Annotated in this window: 17 protein-coding genes; 8 read left to right on the top strand and 9 right to left on the bottom strand. The window is 33.9% G+C overall.

What is annotated here, in order from left to right; all coding sequences use genetic code 11:
* Positions 1–24: 24 nt before the first annotated feature.
* The 3 genes from ACFSR1_RS20630 to ACFSR1_RS20620 all read right to left on the bottom strand — a co-directional run bounded on the left by ACFSR1_RS20630 (position 25) and on the right by ACFSR1_RS20620 (position 3466).
* On the bottom strand, positions 25–1095 hold the full coding sequence (locus ACFSR1_RS20630; protein WP_378294925.1) for an ABC transporter permease: 1071 nt from the start codon (positions 1093–1095) through the stop codon (positions 25–27).
* 2 nt (positions 1096–1097) lie between these two features.
* Positions 1098–2834 (bottom strand): BT_3928 family protein, encoded by a 1737-nt coding sequence (locus ACFSR1_RS20625; RefSeq protein ID WP_378294924.1) that lies wholly within the window; start codon positions 2832–2834, stop codon positions 1098–1100.
* A gap of 89 nt (positions 2835–2923) precedes the next feature.
* The gene (locus ACFSR1_RS20620) at positions 2924–3466 is read right to left on the bottom strand and encodes a DUF1599 domain-containing protein (RefSeq protein ID WP_378294923.1); all 543 of its coding nucleotides are present in this window, start codon (positions 3464–3466) and stop codon (positions 2924–2926) included.
* An 82-nt stretch (positions 3467–3548) separates the two neighbouring features.
* Here ACFSR1_RS20620 and folP point away from each other — a divergent pair, with 82 nt between their 5' ends.
* The 4 genes from folP to ACFSR1_RS20600 all read left to right on the top strand — a co-directional run bounded on the left by folP (position 3549) and on the right by ACFSR1_RS20600 (position 6936).
* On the top strand, positions 3549–4379 hold the full coding sequence (folP, locus tag ACFSR1_RS20615) for a dihydropteroate synthase (protein WP_378294922.1): 831 nt from the start codon (positions 3549–3551) through the stop codon (positions 4377–4379).
* A gap of 178 nt (positions 4380–4557) precedes the next feature.
* A complete protein-coding gene (locus ACFSR1_RS20610) occupies positions 4558–5334 on the top strand; it encodes a diadenylate cyclase (RefSeq protein ID WP_378294921.1) in 777 nt (258 codons plus the stop codon).
* Positions 5334–6128, top strand: coding sequence for a DUF3667 domain-containing protein (locus ACFSR1_RS20605; protein WP_378294920.1), 795 nt, complete (start codon positions 5334–5336; stop codon positions 6126–6128). The genes ACFSR1_RS20610 and ACFSR1_RS20605 overlap by 1 nt, the downstream gene beginning before the upstream one ends.
* A 31-nt stretch (positions 6129–6159) precedes the next feature.
* Complete coding sequence (locus ACFSR1_RS20600) at positions 6160–6936, top strand: DUF3667 domain-containing protein (RefSeq protein WP_378294919.1); 777 nt, start codon at positions 6160–6162, stop codon at positions 6934–6936.
* Positions 6937–6938: 2 nt separating this feature from the next.
* On the opposite strand, the gene ACFSR1_RS20595 is transcribed toward ACFSR1_RS20600, so the two are convergent.
* Both ACFSR1_RS20595 and truA read right to left on the bottom strand, forming a co-directional pair.
* The gene (locus tag ACFSR1_RS20595) at positions 6939–8699 is read right to left on the bottom strand and encodes an ABC transporter ATP-binding protein (protein ID WP_378294918.1); all 1761 of its coding nucleotides are present in this window, start codon (positions 8697–8699) and stop codon (positions 6939–6941) included.
* Between the two features lies 1 nt (position 8700).
* Positions 8701–9447: a tRNA pseudouridine(38-40) synthase TruA gene (truA, locus tag ACFSR1_RS20590; protein ID WP_378294917.1), complete on the bottom strand. Its 747-nt coding sequence runs from the start codon at positions 9445–9447 to the stop codon at positions 8701–8703.
* 118 nt (positions 9448–9565) lie between these two features.
* Here truA and ACFSR1_RS20585 point away from each other — a divergent pair, with 118 nt between their 5' ends.
* Positions 9566–10060: a metallophosphoesterase family protein gene (locus tag ACFSR1_RS20585; protein WP_378294916.1), complete on the top strand. Its 495-nt coding sequence runs from the start codon at positions 9566–9568 to the stop codon at positions 10058–10060.
* Positions 10061–10117: 57 nt separating this feature from the next.
* On the opposite strand, the gene ACFSR1_RS20580 is transcribed toward ACFSR1_RS20585, so the two are convergent.
* Positions 10118–10528 (bottom strand): DUF4293 domain-containing protein, encoded by a 411-nt coding sequence (locus ACFSR1_RS20580; RefSeq protein WP_378294915.1) that lies wholly within the window; start codon positions 10526–10528, stop codon positions 10118–10120.
* A 203-nt stretch (positions 10529–10731) separates the two neighbouring features.
* Here ACFSR1_RS20580 and rho point away from each other — a divergent pair, with 203 nt between their 5' ends.
* The 3 genes from rho to ACFSR1_RS20565 all read left to right on the top strand — a co-directional run bounded on the left by rho (position 10732) and on the right by ACFSR1_RS20565 (position 15326).
* Entirely contained in the window at positions 10732–12411 is a 1680-nt protein-coding gene (gene rho, locus ACFSR1_RS20575) for a transcription termination factor Rho (RefSeq protein ID WP_378294914.1), read from the top strand.
* Between the two features lie 171 nt (positions 12412–12582).
* The gene (gene msrA / locus ACFSR1_RS20570) at positions 12583–13254 is read left to right on the top strand and encodes a peptide-methionine (S)-S-oxide reductase MsrA (RefSeq protein WP_378294913.1); all 672 of its coding nucleotides are present in this window, start codon (positions 12583–12585) and stop codon (positions 13252–13254) included.
* A 905-nt stretch (positions 13255–14159) separates the two neighbouring features.
* A complete protein-coding gene (locus tag ACFSR1_RS20565; protein WP_378294912.1) occupies positions 14160–15326 on the top strand; it encodes an SH3 domain-containing protein in 1167 nt (388 codons plus the stop codon).
* A 287-nt stretch (positions 15327–15613) separates the two neighbouring features.
* On the opposite strand, the gene ACFSR1_RS20560 is transcribed toward ACFSR1_RS20565, so the two are convergent.
* The 3 genes from ACFSR1_RS20560 to ACFSR1_RS20550 form a co-directional block, all read right to left on the bottom strand.
* Entirely contained in the window at positions 15614–16498 is an 885-nt protein-coding gene (locus ACFSR1_RS20560; RefSeq protein WP_378294911.1) for a bifunctional 5,10-methylenetetrahydrofolate dehydrogenase/5,10-methenyltetrahydrofolate cyclohydrolase, read from the bottom strand.
* A gap of 49 nt (positions 16499–16547) precedes the next feature.
* Entirely contained in the window at positions 16548–17876 is a 1329-nt protein-coding gene (gene ffh, locus ACFSR1_RS20555; protein ID WP_378294910.1) for a signal recognition particle protein, read from the bottom strand.
* A gap of 237 nt (positions 17877–18113) precedes the next feature.
* Positions 18114–20294, bottom strand: coding sequence for a fasciclin domain-containing protein (locus ACFSR1_RS20550; protein WP_378294909.1), 2181 nt, complete (start codon positions 20292–20294; stop codon positions 18114–18116).
* Positions 20295–20332: the final 38 nt, after the last annotated feature.

The raw sequence follows: 20332 nt of genomic DNA, 5'->3' as shown, positions 1-20332 counted from the left end.
TGGTTACATTTTAAAGTAAGACAATTACACCCGAATTCTAGGATCCAACCATCTATAAATAATATCTACAAATATATTGATTAGAATAAACACCGAAGAGATCACAATCACAGCTCCCATAATAATAGGAAGATCCGATGTATTCAATGCATCTACAATTTCTTTTCCTAGCCCATTCCATCCAAAAATATACTCTACAAACACTGCTCCTGCTAACATGGATGCAAACCATCCTGAAATCGCTGTTACCACCGGGTTTAGTGCGTTTTTTAACGCGTGTTTTCTAATCACTTGGAACAATGACAAGCCTTTTGCTTTGGCCGTTCTTATATAATCCTGGCTCATTACTTCTAACAAAGAGTTTCGCATTAATTGAGTAACCACCGCTAATGGCCGCACTCCTAAAACTATGGCTGGTAATATTAAATTTTTCCACTGGATATAGGCTCCTTCTCCAAAATCATCTACTTCATACAAACTACCTGTCATATTAAGATTTGTATATTCATGAAGTACATATCCAAACAACCAGGCAAAAATAATAGCACTAAAAAAAGAGGGAACACTCATTCCAATAGTACTCACTAATTGTATGAGTCGATCCGGCCATCGATCTTTAGTCAGTGCGCTAACAATCCCCATAGAAATGCCCAAAAATATAGCTATCAAAATTGCTGAAACTGCCAACACCGCTGTATTGGGCAATGTTTCTTTAATAACCTGACTTACTTTTTTACCGTTTTTCTGAAAAGATTCTCTTAAATAAGGATACTTGAAGACTGTTTTTGTAGTACCTATTGTAAATAATGAAATTCCGGAATATTTTTCAGCATCGAAATATGAAAAATCATCTTCCTTGGTGCTATGGAATGAAACTGGGGAAAGATCATTTAGATAATAACGATATTGGGTGCCTAATGGAAGATCAAAACCATACTTTTTATTAATAACATCCAGTTGTTCTTGATTTTCGTTCTGCCCCATCATCATCTGGGCAGGATCACCCGGAAGAATTGTAAATAATAAAAAAATCACAGTAATTACTCCTAATAAAGTAAGTAGTGCATACCCAAATTTATAGAAGTATTTACTCATTTCTAATTTGACTTTTCTTTCAGTTTCTCTACTTCTTCTAGCGTGTATGCTTTATATTCAAAAGTATCTCCATATAACATCTTACCATACTCTTCAATAGTAGTATCATATCCTGCTTCAGTACGTCGCTGATTAACATTTTCTGCATCTTTAATTGGCCAAATAATCTGTATTGGTTTATCTGTATTATAATTCAATGTTGTTCCCTGAGTACCATAAATTTGTTCTTCACCTATACGCATTAAATGACGATCTTCCATCATTGCAACAAGTCTAAAAGGGATTTCATCTTTTTTTCCGGCTTCTTTGATCATTGGAAGGTACTGATCAATTTTATCCGAATGCTGAATCACATACCAGGCAGCAGAATTGGTTGGCTCTCCCACAAGTGATTTCCCTGGATATCCGTACTTCTTAAACACTTTCTCTATAAAAACCGTGTTGGAAGAATCAATTGCGCTTTGCTGCCTCCATAAGTCTCCAACAGCTTCTTCTTTTGTTGCTCCAACAAGTTTAGCAATGCTATCTCTTTCCTCTGCAGTTTGTGCTTGCATTAATCTTCTGAACTTTTGATCTAACTTAGCTATACTATCCAATTGAGCTTTCAATGATTCGTTAATTTTAGGTTCTGGACGCTCTACTTTGTCTAAAATCAATTTATCTGCATCATTCCAATGTAGTTTTTCCGTGATGGTCCCTTTATTCAATTTTACGATTCCAGGATTAGAACGTAAAATTGTTTTAAGTGCTGTTTCATCTGTACTATAAAAATCAAAACTTAAGTTGTACTGTTCTTTTTTCTGAGAAATATCCTGAGGAGAAGATGCTGTAAGTCCTATTACATCATAACCCTGAGATAAAGCTTTATCAGTTAGCCCTTTCATGGCATTCATTCCTTCTCCTTCACTTTTAGAAAGATTATACATAATAATAAGGACAACATTTTCTTTTTCCAGAAACTCTGCGGTATAATCCTGACCATCTTTTTCTATTGCAAAATCATGAATAGGTGGAATATATCCTTCGTTAATCATTTTAGTTTCTACTCCTATATATTTACCTTCTACCTGTGGATATTCGCCACTGGTTTTGATAATTTCTTCTTTACCGTCAATATCAAATTTCCAAAAATATTCAAACTCAGCTTCCGGAGCTCCTTCGGGAACGGACATTCCTTCTTGTATGTTTGTCCCTATTTTGTAAGCTCTGAAATCAAACGTTGGTAAATGCATTAATACATGGTAAGCAAATCCTAAACAAGCGGTAAAGCACGCAAACACAATCCATTTATGAGAAGACTCAGCTAAGATTGGTGTTATATATTTTCTTCCGAAGAACAATATTAAAATAAAAACCAACAGAATAATATCCTTTGTAAAAGACTCCCAAGGTGTTAATGGTAAAGCATCTCCAAAACATCCACAATCTGTAACTTTATTAAAATAAGCTGAATAAAAGGTAAGAAAAGTAAAAAAGACAATCATACCCAATAAGGACCAGACCGTAAATTTTGGTAGATACCCCAGTAATAATGTCACTCCCACTATGATTTCAAAAATACATAAGAAAACAGCCATTAATAATGCAAACGGAATTAAAAACTCCATATTTAATACTCCTTCACTAAAGTATTCTTGCAGTTTATATGAGAATCCTAATGGATCATTAAGTTTAATAAATCCTGAAAACAAAAAAAGAGCAGCTACAAATATTCTGGAAAAACCAACGAGTATTTTCATTTTAAAAGGTAATTATAATTTATTTTGAACAAGATAATAGGTTTACATCTTGTTGCTTTTAGTTTAACAGTATTTTATAAAATCACAAACTATTCTGCTTCACCTAAGTGAATCATTGCAAAAACAGCATAATTAATCATATCCTGATAATTGGCATCGATACCTTCGCTTACCAATGTTTTACCTTTATTATCTTCAATTTGTTTAACACGAAGTAATTTCTGAATAATTAAATCTGTTAATGAACTAACTCGCATATCACGCCAAGCCTCACCATAATCATGATTTTTATTCATCATCAATGTTTTTGTGATTTCTATATGGGAATCATATAAATCCGTAGCTTCTTCTGTAGACAGATCAGGTTGTTCTGCAATTCCTTTTTCTAGCTGAATTAGTGCCATCAAACTATAATTTATGATACCGATAAACTCAGAAACTTCTCCTTCATCTACCTTTCTAACCTCATTTTCTTGTAGTCCTCTAATGCGTTGTGCTTTTATAAAAATCTGATCTGTAAGTGATGGTAATCTAAGGATTCTCCAGGCACTGCCATAATCTTTCATTTTCTTAATAAACAGATTACGACATTTGGTAATTACCGCGTCATATTGTGTTGACGTATCTTGCATATAACTGTTGAATTTTGCGTAAATTTCGCTTTAATATGGCAATTATACCAAATAAACATTAAAAAATAGCATAAACTCATATATGACCATTAACTGTAAAGGTTTCTTAATCGACCTATCCTCTCCTAAAGTAATGGGAATTCTCAATCTTACTCCAGATTCTTTTTATGATGGAGGAAAATATAAAAATGAAACACAAATCTTACAGCAGGTAGAAAGAATGCTTCTGGAAGGATCAACTTTTATAGATCTCGGAGCATATTCCTCAAGACCTGGTGCGGATCATATTTCCATTGAAGAAGAAAAGAAAAGAATTTTACCTGTAGTAACATTAATTCTCTCCAAGTTTCCAGATGCTATCTTATCGATAGATACCTTTAGAAGTGAAATTGCAAAACAATGTATTGATGCAGGAGCAGCAATTATTAATGATATTTCAGCCGGAAATCTGGATAAAAAAATGATCCAAACTGTTGGCCAGTTGAAAGTACCATATATCATGATGCACATGAAAGGTACTCCGCAAACTATGAAATCGCTAAATCAATATGAGGACTTAATAAAAGATATTCAGTTTTACTTTTCTCAAAAAGTAGCTGAAGCAAGAAGTGAGGGCATTAACGATATTATCATCGATCCTGGTTTTGGTTTTGCAAAAAACATAGATCAGAACTTTGAACTTCTAAGAAGTCTGGATTTATTGAAGTTTCAGGGATTACCAGTTTTAGCAGGGATATCTAGAAAATCAATGATTTATAAAACGTTAGACATTAACCCGTCTGAATCTCTTAATGGAACAACCTCATTAAACACCATAGCCCTACTAAAAGGAGCTTCGATCCTAAGAGTACACGATGTAAAAGAAGCAATGGAATGTATTGCTCTTACTAATAAGTATCGCGCACAATATTAACTAACTGATTTGAATGCTCTGCTCAAGGAGGATTTTCTAATCAGAGTAAACAATTTATTTTAATGGATCCCGTTCTTCAACGGGATTAGTTCAACTACTAATTAGAATGCTCCGTCTTGGGCGGATTTTCTAATCAGAGTTTCACTAATTTTCCTATTTTTACAAAAACTCCCAATATTTGGATTTAATCAACCTTAGAATATTAGATATCCTAGATATCGTACTTGTAGCACTGCTACTGTACTATATCTATAAGTTGGTTAAAGGAACTGCCGCCATCAATATTTTTATTGGTATTGTCATGATTTACCTAGTTTGGAAACTTACCCAGTTTCTTGCTATGGAGATGCTTAGTAGTGTACTTGGCGAATTTATTGGTGTAGGAATGTTTGCATTAATTGTCGTTTTCCAGCAGGAGATCAGAAAGTTTCTATTAATGATCGGATCTACCAATTTCGGAAGAAGACGTAAGTTCTTGCGACAACTAAAGTTTATAAGAGATACTCCAGAAGATAGTCTTACGGATGTAGCAGCAATTGTTAATGCTTGTCAAAAAATGGGCACCACTTTTACAGGAGCGTTAATTGTAATCAAAAGAAATACTTCTCTGGATTTTGTAAAAACTTCTGGTGATGAACTGGATATTTTGGTAAAAACCCCGATTATAGAAAGTATTTTTTATAAAAACAGTCCATTGCACGATGGAGCAATGATCATAGAAGATAACAGAATTGTAGCCACTAGAGTAATCTTACCGGTATCTAATGATCGAGATATACCGCTAAGATTTGGACTAAGACATCGCGCCGCGATTGGTATTACAGAGAAGACAGATGCACTAGCACTAATCGTTAGTGAAGAAAGCGGTCAGATGTCTTATATAAAGAATGGTGAGTTTGTTATTTTTAAAACTCCAGAAGAATTGATAGAAAAAATAAAAAGAGATCTTCAATAATGGATGATAATCTTACCGATCATGTAAGTTGTAAAAACTGTGGATTCCAAATAGATCATTACACTTTTTGTCCTAGTTGCGGAGCTAAAAAGATCACGAAACGTATTACCTTTAAAAACTTGACTCAAGAATTTAGTGATCGTTTTCTAAATCTAGATAATTCATTTATACGAACATTTATACATTTATTCACCAAACCAAGAACAGTAATTGATGGATATATTAATGGACTGAGAAAAAGGTACATAAACGTCTTTAGCTATTTTGCAATTTCTCTTACCATTGCCAGTTTATATATTTTCATCTTAGGGAAATACAAAGATGTGCTTTTCTCAAATGTTTTCACTGACGTTAATCAAATCGAAGCATCTAAAGCAGCTTCGGATATTTCTTTTGAGTATCAATCTCTGATCTCATTTTTGACCATTCCGGTTTTGGCCCTCATATCAAGACTTGTGTTCTTAAACTATAAAAAATATAATCTAACAGAACATTTTGTAATCCATTTATACGCATATTCGCACATTACAATGGTGATAAGTTTTATTACGTTACCGCTACTTTTAACTTTAAAAAATGCATTTCTAATTCTATGGATTCAATTTCCTATTTCGATAATCTACATCGCATATGTTCTTAAAAATCTCTACGAAATTAATCTTAAAAGAATAGTAATTAAAACCATACTATTCTTATTAATCATGAGCGTACTATTTGTGATTTTCTCAATTATTGTTGCAATTATTATGGTAAAAATGGGTTTGATACCTAATGGAGAAACTTCTTCTATTTAAGATTTTAAAAAAAATTCAAGATCAAAATATAATGACTAAAACTATTACAATTAACAATTGTAAAAATTGCGGAGACAACATAAAAGATGTAAACTTTTGTTCTAATTGCGGAGCAAAAAAAATAACTAAGCGTATTACATTTAAAAACCTTATCACTGAAGTAGGCGAAGTATATCTAAATGTTGACAACACTTTCTTCAAAACTATTAGAGATCTAACAATAAAACCTCATATAGTAATCGATGGCTATATTAATGGTGTAAGAAAGAAATATCTAAATGTACCTTCATATTTCTTACTATCTGTTACATTAGCTGCTATACTTTCATTCATAAAGGAACGGGGGTTTGATATACCTTCAGATTCAGAAAGGTTTGAAAAATCATCCAAGATAGTGCAGCTCTTCATAGAAGTAACAGAGAAATTCCCAACGTTAGGGTATTTTATTCTAATCCCCTTCTATGCTATCATATCACGCTTTATATTTAGAAAGTATAAAAAATACAATTTTACTGAGCATATTGTTATCAACTCTTACTTAACTTCTCATCTCACCATATTAACTTTTATCCCATATATCATAACATTTATTTTAGGAGACTATATAGAAGTAAGTAGTTTTATATTCTTACTAATTCAGTTAATGTATGCAACTTTTTTATTCAAAAATCTATACTTGATCAGTTATAAAAAAGTTATAATTAAAGGATTTGTTGGGTGGTTATTGATTGTATTAATTATTGCTGGAATTGCACTTATTGTTGGAATTTTTACTGGTATATTAAAAGAATATGGATTCATAAATTAAACCTAACTTACTTCGGCAAATTGCACATCATAAAGATTTTTATAATATCCATTTTCTACTTCTAGTAGGTCATTATGATTACCCTCTTCTACTATTTTACCATTATCCATCACGATAATCTTATCCGCATTTTTAATAGTAGCCAATCTGTGAGCAATTACTATAGAAGTTCTACCTTTAGTTATTTTGTCGGTAGCATCCTGAATGAGTTGCTCACTATGCGAATCAATAGAAGAAGTTGCTTCGTCTAAAACTAAAATCTCCGGATTCGTAACATATGCTCTCAGGAAAGAAATCAATTGCCTCTGGCCAGAAGAAAGCATCACACCTCTTTCTTTTACATTGTAATGATAACCGTTAGGAAGGCTCATTATGAAGTCGTGAATACCTATTTCTCTGGCTGCCTTCTGAACTTGTTCCTCCGTAATATCAGGATTATTAAGCGTTATATTATTCAGGATCGTATCAGCAAAAAGAAATACATCTTGTAATACCACTGCGATATGACTTCTCAAAGATTTTAGATCGATAGTATTTATTGGCTTTTTGTCAATTGAAATCGTTCCACTATGGATTTCATAGAACCTACTTAACAAATTAATAATAGTTGACTTACCAGCACCGGTAGCGCCAACAATAGCAACAGTCTCACCTGCATTTACAGATAAGGTAACTCCTTTTAACACTTCTTCTCCTTCTACATAACTGAATCTTACATTATCAAAATCAATATCTCCATTAATGGCCGGTAATTCTAACTGACCAAAATCATTAATTTTTGATTCAGTGTCCAAAATTGCAAATACCCTATTGGCAGCCACCATACCCATCTGCAGTGTGTTAAATTTATCTGCTATCTGACGTAAGGGTCTAAACAGCATTTGGGACAACTCGATAAACGCAATGACTACACCAAGTGTTATTACATCACCTTGTGCTGCTCTCAATCCACCGTACCAAACAATTAATCCAATAGTTATGGAGCTAGACATTTCTGCGATAGGAAAAAATATAGAGTTATACCAAACTGTTTTTACCCATCCCTTTTTATGCTTATCGTTAATTTCTTTAAAATTGGCATACTCTATTTCTTCTCTGGTAAAAAGCTGAACTATTTTCATTCCGGTAATCCGTTCCTGAACAAAAGAATTCAAATTCGAAACCTGCGTTCTCACTTCTTCAAAAGCGGTTTTCATTTTTCTTTGAAAAACCCTGGTAGCAAAAATTATAAAAGGTAATACTACCAAAACAATTAAAGTAAGTTGCCAGCTATAATAGATCATAAAACCGAGAATAACAATCATCTTTAGAAGATCACTAATGATCATAAAAAGACCTTGACTAAAAATACTGGCAATAGTTTCGATATCACTCACCGCTCGTGTAACCAAACGACCAACCGAAGACTTATCATAATACTGTTTTTTAAAACCAAGCATATGATCAAAAAGTTTTACTCTTAAATCCCTTATTACTTCTTGCCCTAACCAATTAGCAAAATAAATAAACAGGAATTGAAATACTACTTCTAATAACAACACTCCTAACATCAAACTGATATAAAACACTATCAGCTCTTCATCCTTTGGTATAAAACTTTTATCTATGGTTTTCTGTAATAAAAGAGGGCGTAATATTGCAAAAGCTGATAACAATATAGCAGACAAAGCCACAAAATAAAATGTGATCCGATATGGATTAGTAAAACTAATCAATCTTCTAAACAATTTAAAGTCAAATGCTTTACCGCTTTTTTCCGCCATTTTATATACTATATATAGTTTTTGGATATTGTACTTCTGTCAAATATAAGCCGTGAGCAGGGACAGAATATCCTGCTTTACTTCGGTTTTCGCTTTTTATAATATTTTTTAAGTCATCCAGATTAAGCTTATGCTCTCCAATTTCAATTAGGGTACCAACTATAGCTCTCACCATATTTCTTAGAAAACGATTTGCAGAAATTCTAAAAACCAATAGATCATCTTTCCTTTCCCAGACAGCATTGGTTATCTTACAATTATACGTTTTTACATCGGTTTTAGACTTACTAAAACATTTAAAATTAGTATAGTTTAACAGTAATTTAGCAGCTTCATTCATCAAATCTAAATCTAACTCTCGTTTCAAATAATACGCATTGTGTATCCTAAATGGATCTTTTGATAATGAAATAATATACTCATAAGATCTACTCACGGCATCAAATCTAGCGTGTGCATCTTCTTTTACCAAACTTACTGTATGTATAGCAATTTCTGGAGGAAGAATAGAATTGAGTTTATATTTCAACTGAACGGTATCTAACTCCATCAGACTATCAAAATGCGCCATTATTTGTTTAGCATGCACGCCTGTATCCGTTCTACCTGCACCTACCACATCTATTTTAGTTCTCAACACTGTCGACAATGAGTTTTCCAAAACCTCTTGTACAGAAATTGCATTAGGCTGGCGCTGCCATCCATGATATGGTGTACCATTATATGAAAGTTCTAAAAAATATCTCAAAGCTTTATTCTATTTTTGTTCAGAATATGATCGCAAATATACTTCATATTATAAAGATGATTCGTACAACTCGAACTCAGTTTATCCATAACATTATAAATTAATCTTATTCATCAATTTGAAAAAAATACTCCTACTTAGTGACACTCATAGTTATATAGACGACAGAATTCTTCATTATGTAAAAGAATCCGATGAAGTATGGCATGCCGGAGATATTGGAGATCTTAAGGTAACAGATGCAATTGAAGCTATAAAACCTATTCGAGCTGTTTACGGAAACATTGATGATGATAAGGCAAGAGCTACTTTTCCTTTACATCAAAGATTCTCCTGCGAGGATGTCTCCGTCTGGATCACCCATATAGGAGGATATCCACCAAAATACAATATTAATACTAGAGAAGAGATTAAGAACAACCCTCCAAAATTATTCATTTGTGGTCACTCGCATATCCTTAAAGTAATTCCTGATAAAAAAAATGGTGTATTACATATGAATCCCGGTGCGGCAGGAAAACACGGATTTCATAAAATTAGAACCATGCTAAGATTTACACTAGATAAAGGTAACATAGAAAACCTGGAAGTTATTGAATTAGGTAAAAAATAAGACCCGAAGTTGGCATACATCGGGTCTTAACGCACTAATACTACTAAGATTTTAGGTTTATCGTAATCGATCTACAGATTTTACGAGATTCTCATCCTTTTTGATAGCCTTGTTGGCCATTACTAATAAAACGATAGAAATAATAGGAATCAACATCCCAATACCTTTCTCCGAAACCATAGTTTCTCCAGATAAAGTTAGTGACCAATAAACAAATACTCCTAGTAAAATAAAGTTTAATAAGATATTGATACGCCCCAATACAAATTGAAGCTGTCTATTTTTAAACAAAAAAACACTTACCAAAGCTAATACGGCAGATCCGGTAAACATTCCTAAAACCAAAAAATTATTCTGAGACAATAATGCTTCTCCATTTTGATCCAACCCATATGGTAGTATTGTGGATATCCCGCCTGATAACACCACTACTAAAAACAAATAAATAGATTGAATTCTTTGTATCATTGCCCCCTTCTTCGTTTTGGAAAAGCAAAAATAAGAGTTTCTTTTTATAAATATGTGTAAAAAATCAAAAATAAAGTCGTATACTTGCAACACAAATTGTGTAACCCATTCTATTTAGGTTACTTACCTTCAAAATAAAATTTTCCTAGAATTCTTCTTTAGAAAATTTAATACCAGAACCTTAAATTATATAACAAATTTAAATGTTAGAGATTTCTGAATTAAAAGCGAAAAAGCTTCCTGAGCTACAGGAAATTGCGAAAAACTTAAAAGTACCTAAATTTCGCACCATGAAAAAATTAGATTTGGTATACCAAATCTTGGACTATCAAGCTGCAAACCCGAGCAAAGTAAAAGAAGTTATTACTGAAGAATCTTCTGGTAAAACTGAAAACGAAAAGCCAAAACAAGCTCCTCGTCAGAGAAGACCTCGTAAGGCTCCGAATTCTCAGAACCCTTCTGGTAAAAACCAAAACCCTCCTAATAAAAAGGAGACAAATACTGTTATAGAGAAAAGCCCAGCTCCTAAACCGGAACACAAAGAAACAGATAGCTCTAAATCCACAGAAGTTTCGGAAAGCAAAAAACCTCAACAAAAAAGAGAAGACAAAAAGGACGATAGAAAGGACGACAGGAAAGATAATCGTAATAGAAATAACGATAAATCCCAAAACAAAAACCGAAATACCAATAAAAAGGAAAATAACGGAAATAGAGATAGTGGTAATAGAGACAACAGAAATCGCTACAAGGAACCTGATTACGAATTTGATGCAATCATCCAGAGTGAAGGAGTATTAGACATCATGCAGGACGGATATGGTTTTTTAAGATCCAGTGACTACAACTACCTTTCTTCACCAGATGATATATATGTATCTCAATCACAAATAAGACTTTTTGGCCTTAAGACCGGTGACACGGTTCTAGGACAAGTAAGACCTCCAAAAGAAGGCGAAAAATATTTCCCATTAATTAAGGTAAATAAAATTAATGGTCTTGATCCACAAGTAGTAAGAGACAGAGTATCTTTTGAACATCTTACACCACTTTTCCCTCAGGAAAAATTCAAATTAGCAGAAAGACAGAGTACGATTTCTACCAGAATAATGGATTTGTTTTCTCCTATTGGAAAAGGACAACGTGGTATGATTGTATCTCAACCAAAAACAGGTAAAACAATGCTATTGAAGGATGTAGCAAATGCAATCGCTGCAAATCATCCTGAAGTATATCAAATGATACTACTAATCGATGAACGTCCTGAAGAAGTAACAGATATGCAGCGTAATGTGCGTGGAGAAGTGATCGCATCAACATTTGACAAAGAAGCCCACGAACATGTTAAAATTGCAAATATTGTATTAGAGAAAGCAAAACGACTGGTAGAATGTGGTCATGATGTAGTCATATTATTAGACTCTATAACACGTTTGGCAAGAGCATACAATACTGTACAACCTGCTTCCGGTAAGATTCTTAGTGGTGGTGTAGATGCTAATGCTTTACACAAACCCAAACGTTTCTTTGGTGCGGCTCGTAATATAGAAAACGGAGGATCACTTACTATTATAGCCACCGCTTTAACGGAGACTGGTTCTAAAATGGACGAGGTTATTTTTGAAGAATTTAAAGGAACGGGTAATATGGAATTACAGTTAGATCGTAAAATATCTAATCGTAGAATTTTCCCTGCCATTGACCTTACATCTTCAAGCACACGTCGCGATGATATTTTGCTGGATGAAAACACCATTCAGAGAATGTGGGTGATGCGAAAATATCTTGCAGATATGAACCCAGTCGAAGCTATGGAGTTTATCAATGAACGTTTCAAACAAACTCGGAACAATGATGAGTTCCTTATTTCTATGAATGGCTAAATTATAGAATACTATATATTAAGGTAACGGCTGTCTAAAATTAGACAGCCGTTTTTATTTAAAGTTTCTTTAAGACGATACCTATATTTATCTAATTAATTTTGCTCTTATAAATAAAAATGAAAGTTTTAGCAACAAATCCAGACTATTCATTATATAAAGACATTTATTATGAAGACCGTATTATATAGTGTAATTACTATTTCGTTAATTTTATCCAGCTGCCAAGGCAACAGCCAAACCCAGGATCAAAAAAGCACAGCATCACAAAACCAAAATACTACTCCAATCCAAACAGAGCCAATTAACGGATTGGAACGAGCATATTTTGCTAGTGGTTGCTTCTGGTGTGTAGAAGCAATCTACGAAAGCGTAAAAGGAGTAAGTGAAGTTATTTCTGGCTATTCAGGAGGACATACCCAAAACCCAACATACGAATCCAGCAACACAGGAAGAACTGGCCACGCAGAAGCAGTAGAAGTCATATACGATCCGAAAATTGTTTCATTTTCTACATTAGTAGATGTTTACTTTGGATCTCAAAACGTTACTCAGTTAAATGGACAAGGTCCGGATCGAGGATCTCAATACAGATCTATTATATTTTTTCAAAATGAAGATCAAAAGAATATTATCCAAAAGAAGAAGGATTTGTTAAGCAAAACTTTAAACCGTAAAATAGCTGCAGAAGTAACTCCTTTTCAAAAATTTTGGAAAGCAGAAGGATATCATCAGGATTATGAAAAAAGAAATCCTTACAATAGATATATACAGAATATCTCTATTCCTAGACTGAAGCGTTTTCAAAAAAAATTCCCTGAATTAATTAAGAATACCCATTGATCGATTTCTAACTAGACAATCACATATTCTTTTTTAAAAGAAACAAATTCTCACTATAATCGTACAGGTAAAAAACGGTCAGCAATTTCTGACGTAGTCATAATTCTCCAAAAAAAAACAGGGTGAAATCCCACATTTAAGGCAAATAAAAGAAATTCTGTTCGTTAATTTATACAGCATTTTTAACAGGTTACTAAAATTTGATGCATTTCGAAACTAACGAAAAAACGAAACCATAAACCCCTTAATATCAAATCCATACACTTTTCCTTCTAAAAATAAAGCGATTTAAAAATCAAATAATTACTATGCACGCATAGTAAAAAACGTTAAAGTATTGTGAAAAATAGTCATATTCATATCAAATAAATCTCGAGAAAAAAATAAAAAAAATGTCTTCGTAATTCAAATTATTCAATACCGACTTCAGCCCCCGTAAATACAGTATAAATCAGTTGTAATACACAAAATAATCGTTGAAAAACACAAATTGTTGAAAAAAAAAGTAGATTTTTATGCAAAAAAAAAGAAAACATGTTGTGTTTTTCATATTAATAACTTACTTTTGTTTATAGTTTAAGAGTTTTCAACTCAGTTAATTAATTAATAAGTTTAAACTGATACTAAAGAAAAACATGTTTAACTAATTGAAAAACAAGCTTTTAAACAAAATTAAGTTCTTTAAAAAAACGTGAATTTCAACACATTTAGAAATTTGTTAATTATTTAATAAATGCCGAAATAAATGTTTGGCATGTTTTTTGACAAGGCAATTTTAGATAAATATTAATAAGAATTTTAAAAATATATAAAGAAGAAAAAAGCGAAAAGATTAATAACCTTTTTAAGAAAGATCCCTAATCTGCTTTATTTTTGAATTTTAATTATGTAAACACAGAAAGATTATGAAATCAATTTTTACATTTATTTTGCTATTGGTGATGACATCCTCGACTTTTGCTCAAATAAAGTCTTTGGACAGATATTTAATGTCTACCGCCAAATTAGAATTAAGAACCGGACCAGGTGCTAACTTTGACATCATTGGTGAAATCCCACAAGGAACACAAGTATATGTGATCAGTTCTGGGTATGGAGACTGGAGTACTGTACAGTATAAAAACGGAAATGGTTTTGTACTTACGAAATTACTAGCTGAAGATAGTAGTATTGCAGAAGCAGAAAGAGCTGCTAAAGCTGCTGAAGCTAGAAAAAGAGCTGCTAGGCTTGCTGCTGAAGAAGCAATAAGAAAAGCAGAAGCTGCCAAAATTGCTGCTGCAGAAGCTGCAAGAAAAGCAATTGCTGAGGCTGAAAGATTACAAAGACAAGCTGAGGCTGAAGCTGCAGCTGCCGCCCAAGCTGCTCAAGCTGCCAATCAAAACAAAAGTGCTGCAGAAAGAAGAAGATTAGCGGAATTAGCTGATACACAGAAAGCACTAGAAGAAGCAAACAAAAGAACATTAGGTTCTACGGAAACTGCTTACAATCCTATAGAATCTAAAACTCCTTCAAATGGAAGTAATGCTAGTTCGTCAAGAGCTACTGCTGCTCCATCTAAAGTAACTAGAGAAGATAAGTTCGCTAGCTGGGAGAAAAAGACGTACAAATCAGGAGCTACTCCAAAATCATTTAACTTTAAAGGTAAGTTCGAATACAAGTTGGATAACTATCTTAAGGTAGAAGTTGGTAAAAATACTGACGTTGTTGTTAAGCTTGTGAAAATGGGTAAAACTGCAAAAGATGACGAAACTGTGAGAATTGTATACATTAACAGTAACCAAACACAGTTTATCAGAAACATTCCTGAAGGAGAGTACTATTGTGTAATTGCTTACGGTAAAGAATGGAAAGAATCTCCTAGTAAAAACGGAAAAAAGCAAGGAACATTTACAAAAAATCCTTTATATGAGAAAGGACAAGACATCCTAGACTTTAACACTATAAAGACTGATGACGGTATCAATGTACCTTCTTATAGCTTATCTTTAGATCTTATGCCAAATGGAACGTTATATAACAATGACGCAGAAGATCAAGACAATATTAATGCAACTGATTTTAATGCATTCTAAGAAAATGTTATAACAATAACATAAAATCAACATAATTATTTTTATTATCACCAATAATAAATGTAAAGTAAAAAGACACCATACAATGGTGTCTTTTTTATTTCTTAAGCATCTTGCAATTTTCTAATATTCTTGATTTATCTAATCAGGAAAGCAAGCCCAATAAACATTATAGAACAATTATGATCTAAGAAAATCATTAAAAAGATTGTCAAAACAGAAAGCCTCGGTGTTTATATTAAACTTCCGAGGCTTTCTATTTTGAAATAAAATTACTTTACAAATTTTTAAGCATTATTGCGGTGTCTTTCACGAGCTAATAATGTATTTTTCAGAAGCATTGCTATCGTCATCGGACCAACTCCTCCTGGTACAGGAGTAATAAATGACGCTTTTTTACTTACATTTTCATAATCTACATCACCCACAATTCTATACCCTCTTTCTCGTGTATCATCAGCAACTCTGGTAATACCCACATCTATGATAACAGCATCATCTTTTACCATTTCGGCTTTCAGAAAATTAGGAACTCCCAAAGCTGAAATAACGATATCCGCCTGTGAAATAATCTGTGTTATATTCTTCGTATGACTATGTGTTAAGGTTACCGTAGAGTTACCAGGCCATCCTTTTCTACCCATTAATATACTCATAGGTCGACCAACAATGTGACTTCTTCCAATAACCACAGTATGCTTCCCTTTTGTATCTACATTATATCGCTCTAAAAGTTCTAAGATACCAAAAGGAGTAGCAGGAATGAAAGTAGACATATCAAGGGCCATTTTGCCAAAATTCATTGGATGAAACCCATCTACATCTTTATCCGGATCCACAGCCAGTAATACTTTTTGTGTGTCAATTTGAGGAGGCAACGGCAACTGAACTATAAATCCATCAATATCCGAATTTTCATTCAGCTCTTTGATCTTGGCCAATAGCTCAATTTCACTAGTAGTACTAGGCATTTTAACTAAAGTAGATTCGAAACCTACTCTTTCGCATGCTTTTACTTTACTCCCTACGTATGTAAGACTCGCTCCATCATTACCTACCAAAACTGCAGCAAGGTGTGGAACTTTCTCGCCTCGGTCTTTTATTTTCTGAACTTCAGCAGCGATTTCATTTTTTATATCGTTACTTACTTTTTTTCCGTCTAAAACTTCCATATTAAGCCCCTACTCTATTTTTAAATTATATGTTGTGATATTGTACAAGTTATTTCATTTTACCCATCATCTGCATCATGCGTTTTCCACCACCACCTTGCATCATCTTCATCATTTTACTCATCTGATCAAACTGCTTAAGTAATTGATTTACTTGCTGTACAGAAGTACCTGAACCTTTACCTATACGCTTTTTTCTGCTAGCGTTTATAATTTGAGGTTTTGTGCGTTCGTCTGGCGTCATAGAATGAATAATAGCTTCTATATGTTTAAAAGCATCATCATCAATATCTACGTTTTTCATCATCTTACCAGCCCCAGGAATCATACCCACCAAGTCTTTCATGTTACCCATTTTCTTTACTTGCTGAATCTGTTTCAGGAAGTCATCAAACCCGAACTGATTTTTGGCAATTTTTTTCTGTAGTTTTCTTGCTTCCTCTTCATCAAATTGCTCTTGGGCTCTTTCTACCAGCGAAACAACGTCTCCCATTCCCAATATACGATCTGCCATACGAGAAGGATAGAAAACATCAATTGCTTCCATCTTCTCTCCTGTACCGATAAACTTTATTGGTTTATTGACAACCGATTTAATTGATATAGCGGCTCCACCTCTGGTATCACCATCTAATTTTGTAAGAATGACACCGTCAAAATTTAAAACATCATTAAATGCTTTAGCCGTATTCACCGCATCCTGACCTGTCATAGAATCTACAACAAATAATGTTTCATCTGGAGTAACAGCCTTGTGGATATTAGCAATCTCAGTCATCATTACCTCATCAACAGCCAGACGACCCGCTGTATCGATGATCACAACATTAAATCCATTTGCTTTTGCATGAGCAACACCTGCTTTTGCAATAGCAACAGGATCATTATTACCTCTATCGCTAAAAACTTCAACGTTTATTTGTTCTCCTACTACATGAAGCTGATCTATTGCTGCTGGCCTGTATACGTCACAAGCTACTAACAGAGGTTTTTTAGTTTTCTTATTCTTTAAGAAGTTTGCTAGTTTTCCGGAAAAAGTAGTCTTACCGGAACCTTGTAATCCCGACATTAATACTACAGATGGGTTTCCTGATAAATTTACACCTGCAACTTCTCCACCCATCAATTCGGTTAACTCATCCTTTACAAGTTTTACCATTAATTGACCAGGCTTCAGACTCTTCAGTACGTTCTGCCCTAGTGCTTTTTCTTTTACTGTCGCAGTAAAATCTTTTGCTATTTTATAGTTTACGTCGGCATCCACCAATGCTCTACGAACCTCCTTAAGTGTCTCAGCGACATTTACTTCGGTAATTTGACCATGGCCTTTTAGAATATGTAACGCCTTATCTAACTTATCACTTAAATTATCAAACATATGCTTTCTTCAGGTTTTTCAACATCCGCTTTTTTAGCAGATAGGTGCAAATTTAATGATTTGAAGTGTATTAATAAAGAATGCTTATGGTAGAATTCTAAATATAATTATAGAAATTTATGTTATAAAACATCACAGAGTTTACATCAAAACAAAAAAGCTATTAGAAAGATAAATTAAACTCTTTCTAATAGCTCTCCGAACATCATAAATCAGGCTAATTCAAAATGTATATTCTTATAAAGATGGAGGAATTAACACTCCACTGATTACGTGTACAATACCGTTTGATGCTTCTATATTTGCTATATCTACTCTTATATCCTCATTTAAGAATACTTGACCATTGATCATCTCAATAGTTACCTCATCTCCTTGCACTGTGGTCACTGTCTGACCGGCTAATAAATCATTGGCAGTGAACTTGCCTGCTGCCACATGATATAAAAGCACTTCGGTTAATGCTTCTCCCTGTGGAATCGCATCCAAAGCTGCAAATGCATCATTAGTTGGTGCAAAAACTGTAAAAGGACCATCGCCATTTAAAGTATCAACCAAGTCTGCCACTTGTAGCGCACCTACCAAAGTAGATAGTTCTGGTGTTCCAACCGCAATTTCTACGATAGATTGTAAACCTGCAGGTGGAATTAACACACCATCGATCACGTGTACGACACCGTTGGATGCTTCTATATCCTCCATAATCACCTTAATATTTCTGTTTAAAAAAACTTCACCATTAATCATCTCGATTGTAACCTCATCTCCTTGAACCGTTGTAACAGTCTGACCTGCTAGTAAATCTTCTGCAGTGAACTTACCAGCAGCTACGTGATATAAAAGCACTTCTGTTAATGCTTCTCCTTGCGGAATTGCGTCTAGAGCATCAAATGCATCATTAGTTGGAGCAAATACTGTAAAAGGACCATCACCATCTAAGGTATCCACTAAATCTGCGGCTTGTAACGCTCCTACCAAAGTAGAAAGTTCTGGGGTTGCTACTGCAATTTCTACAATGGATTGTAAATCAGCTGGTGGAATTAATACTCCGTCAATTACATGTACAATACCGTTGGATGCCTCAATATCCGCCATAATCACCTTAATATTTCTGTTTAAAAAAACTTCACCATTAATCATCTCGATTGTAACTTCATCGCCTTGAACCGTTGTAACAGTCTGACCTGCTAATAAATCTTCTGCAGTAAATTTACCAGCAGCTACGTGATATAAAAGCACTTCTGTTAATGCTTCTCCTTGCGGAATTGCATCTAGAGCGTCAAATGCATCATTAGTTGGAGCAAACACTGTAAAAGGACCATCGCCATTTAGTGTTTCTACCAAATCCGATGCTTGCAAGGCCCCTACCAAAGTAGAAAGCTCCGGAGTTGCAACTGCTATTTCTACAATAGATGGTAATGGCTGAAAAGAAGGTGGGATTAATACCGCATCGATAATTTGTATTACTCCATTAGATCCACCAATATTTGCTGAAAGAAGCTTTACAGTATCGTTAATTACAATTTCATTGTTTTCATTTAAGCTTACTTTTACATCTTCACCTTGCAATGTAGTTATCATTTCTTCTTGCAGTAACTCAGGCGTATTGAGTCTCCCACTAGCCACGTGATACAATAAAACTTGTTTTAAAACCTCTAATTCAGGAACTTCATTTAAAACAGCAAATGCTTCATCTGTAGGAGCAAAAACTGTAAACGGCCCTTCACCTGATAGAGGTGCTACTAAATCTGTTGCCTGTAATGCACCGACTAGTGAAGTAAATCTTCCGTCTTCAACAATCAGTTCTACTATTGTTTGATCAGGAAAAATAGTAGACGTTAATACTGCATTCCAATCTCCTCTTCCTATTCCATTACCAAAAATTCTAAATCCTCCCTCTAAATCACCGTTTTCATCTGCTCTTCCGATTCCGAAAATGAAATCTCTTCCAGGTGGATTAATTATTAAATAAACGATTCCGTCACTTACGATAGCACCTCGTGCTTTGGCTTTGGTTCCATCAGGCAACACCAGATTTCCACGTACAATGGTAAAACTAGCATGGTATAAAGTGAAGTTTAGCCTTAGCTCACCTTCGATAGTATTGCCAGCTCCTGCACCACTGTTAATTGTAGCGGAAAAATCATATGTCCTTCTTTCTCTGCTGATATCAATCCTAGAACTTTTATTACCTGAAAAAGCTTCTTCCTCATTTTCTGGTTCTAACAATTCTCCCTCAATAATATTTTGGGTCATTTCTTCGATTTCATCAAAACTTATAATCTTTGACTCTTCAAAATCGATTTGCTCCGGGTTTGTTTGATCTAATTCATTATTATCTGTCTGACAAGAGACCAAAAAAGTCATTACGAAAAGGCACAAGAAAGGTACCGTCAATCTTTTGATTAGCGTTTTCATTGGTTTTAATTTAAATTAGTTACTATTAAAATGAGTGT

The organism is Aquimarina rubra (assembly GCF_042684305.1).
GTDB classification, from domain to species: Bacteria; Bacteroidota; Bacteroidia; order Flavobacteriales; family Flavobacteriaceae; genus Aquimarina; species Aquimarina rubra.
This window is presented reverse-complemented; position numbering and strand designations above follow the sequence as displayed.

Coding starts and splice junctions, on each gene's coding strand:
- ACFSR1_RS20630 (WP_378294925.1), bottom strand. CDS start 1,095: ATGAGTAAATACTTCTATAAATTTGGGTATGCACTACTTACTTTATTA.
- ACFSR1_RS20625 (WP_378294924.1), bottom strand. CDS start 2,834: ATGAAAATACTCGTTGGTTTTTCCAGAATATTTGTAGCTGCTCTTTTT.
- ACFSR1_RS20620 (WP_378294923.1), bottom strand. CDS start 3,466: ATGCAAGATACGTCAACACAATATGACGCGGTAATTACCAAATGTCGT.
- folP (WP_378294922.1), top strand. CDS start 3,549: ATGACCATTAACTGTAAAGGTTTCTTAATCGACCTATCCTCTCCTAAA.
- ACFSR1_RS20605 (WP_378294920.1), top strand. CDS start 5,334: ATGGATGATAATCTTACCGATCATGTAAGTTGTAAAAACTGTGGATTC.
- ACFSR1_RS20600 (WP_378294919.1), top strand. CDS start 6,160: ATGACTAAAACTATTACAATTAACAATTGTAAAAATTGCGGAGACAAC.
- ACFSR1_RS20595 (WP_378294918.1), bottom strand. CDS start 8,699: ATGGCGGAAAAAAGCGGTAAAGCATTTGACTTTAAATTGTTTAGAAGA.
- ACFSR1_RS20580 (WP_378294915.1), bottom strand. CDS start 10,528: ATGATACAAAGAATTCAATCTATTTATTTGTTTTTAGTAGTGGTGTTA.
- rho (WP_378294914.1), top strand. CDS start 10,732: ATGTTAGAGATTTCTGAATTAAAAGCGAAAAAGCTTCCTGAGCTACAG.
- msrA (WP_378294913.1), top strand. CDS start 12,583: ATGAAGACCGTATTATATAGTGTAATTACTATTTCGTTAATTTTATCC.
- ACFSR1_RS20565 (WP_378294912.1), top strand. CDS start 14,160: ATGAAATCAATTTTTACATTTATTTTGCTATTGGTGATGACATCCTCG.
- ACFSR1_RS20560 (WP_378294911.1), bottom strand. CDS start 16,498: ATGGAAGTTTTAGACGGAAAAAAAGTAAGTAACGATATAAAAAATGAA.
- ffh (WP_378294910.1), bottom strand. CDS start 17,876: ATGTTTGATAATTTAAGTGATAAGTTAGATAAGGCGTTACATATTCTA.
- ACFSR1_RS20550 (WP_378294909.1), bottom strand. CDS start 20,294: ATGAAAACGCTAATCAAAAGATTGACGGTACCTTTCTTGTGCCTTTTC.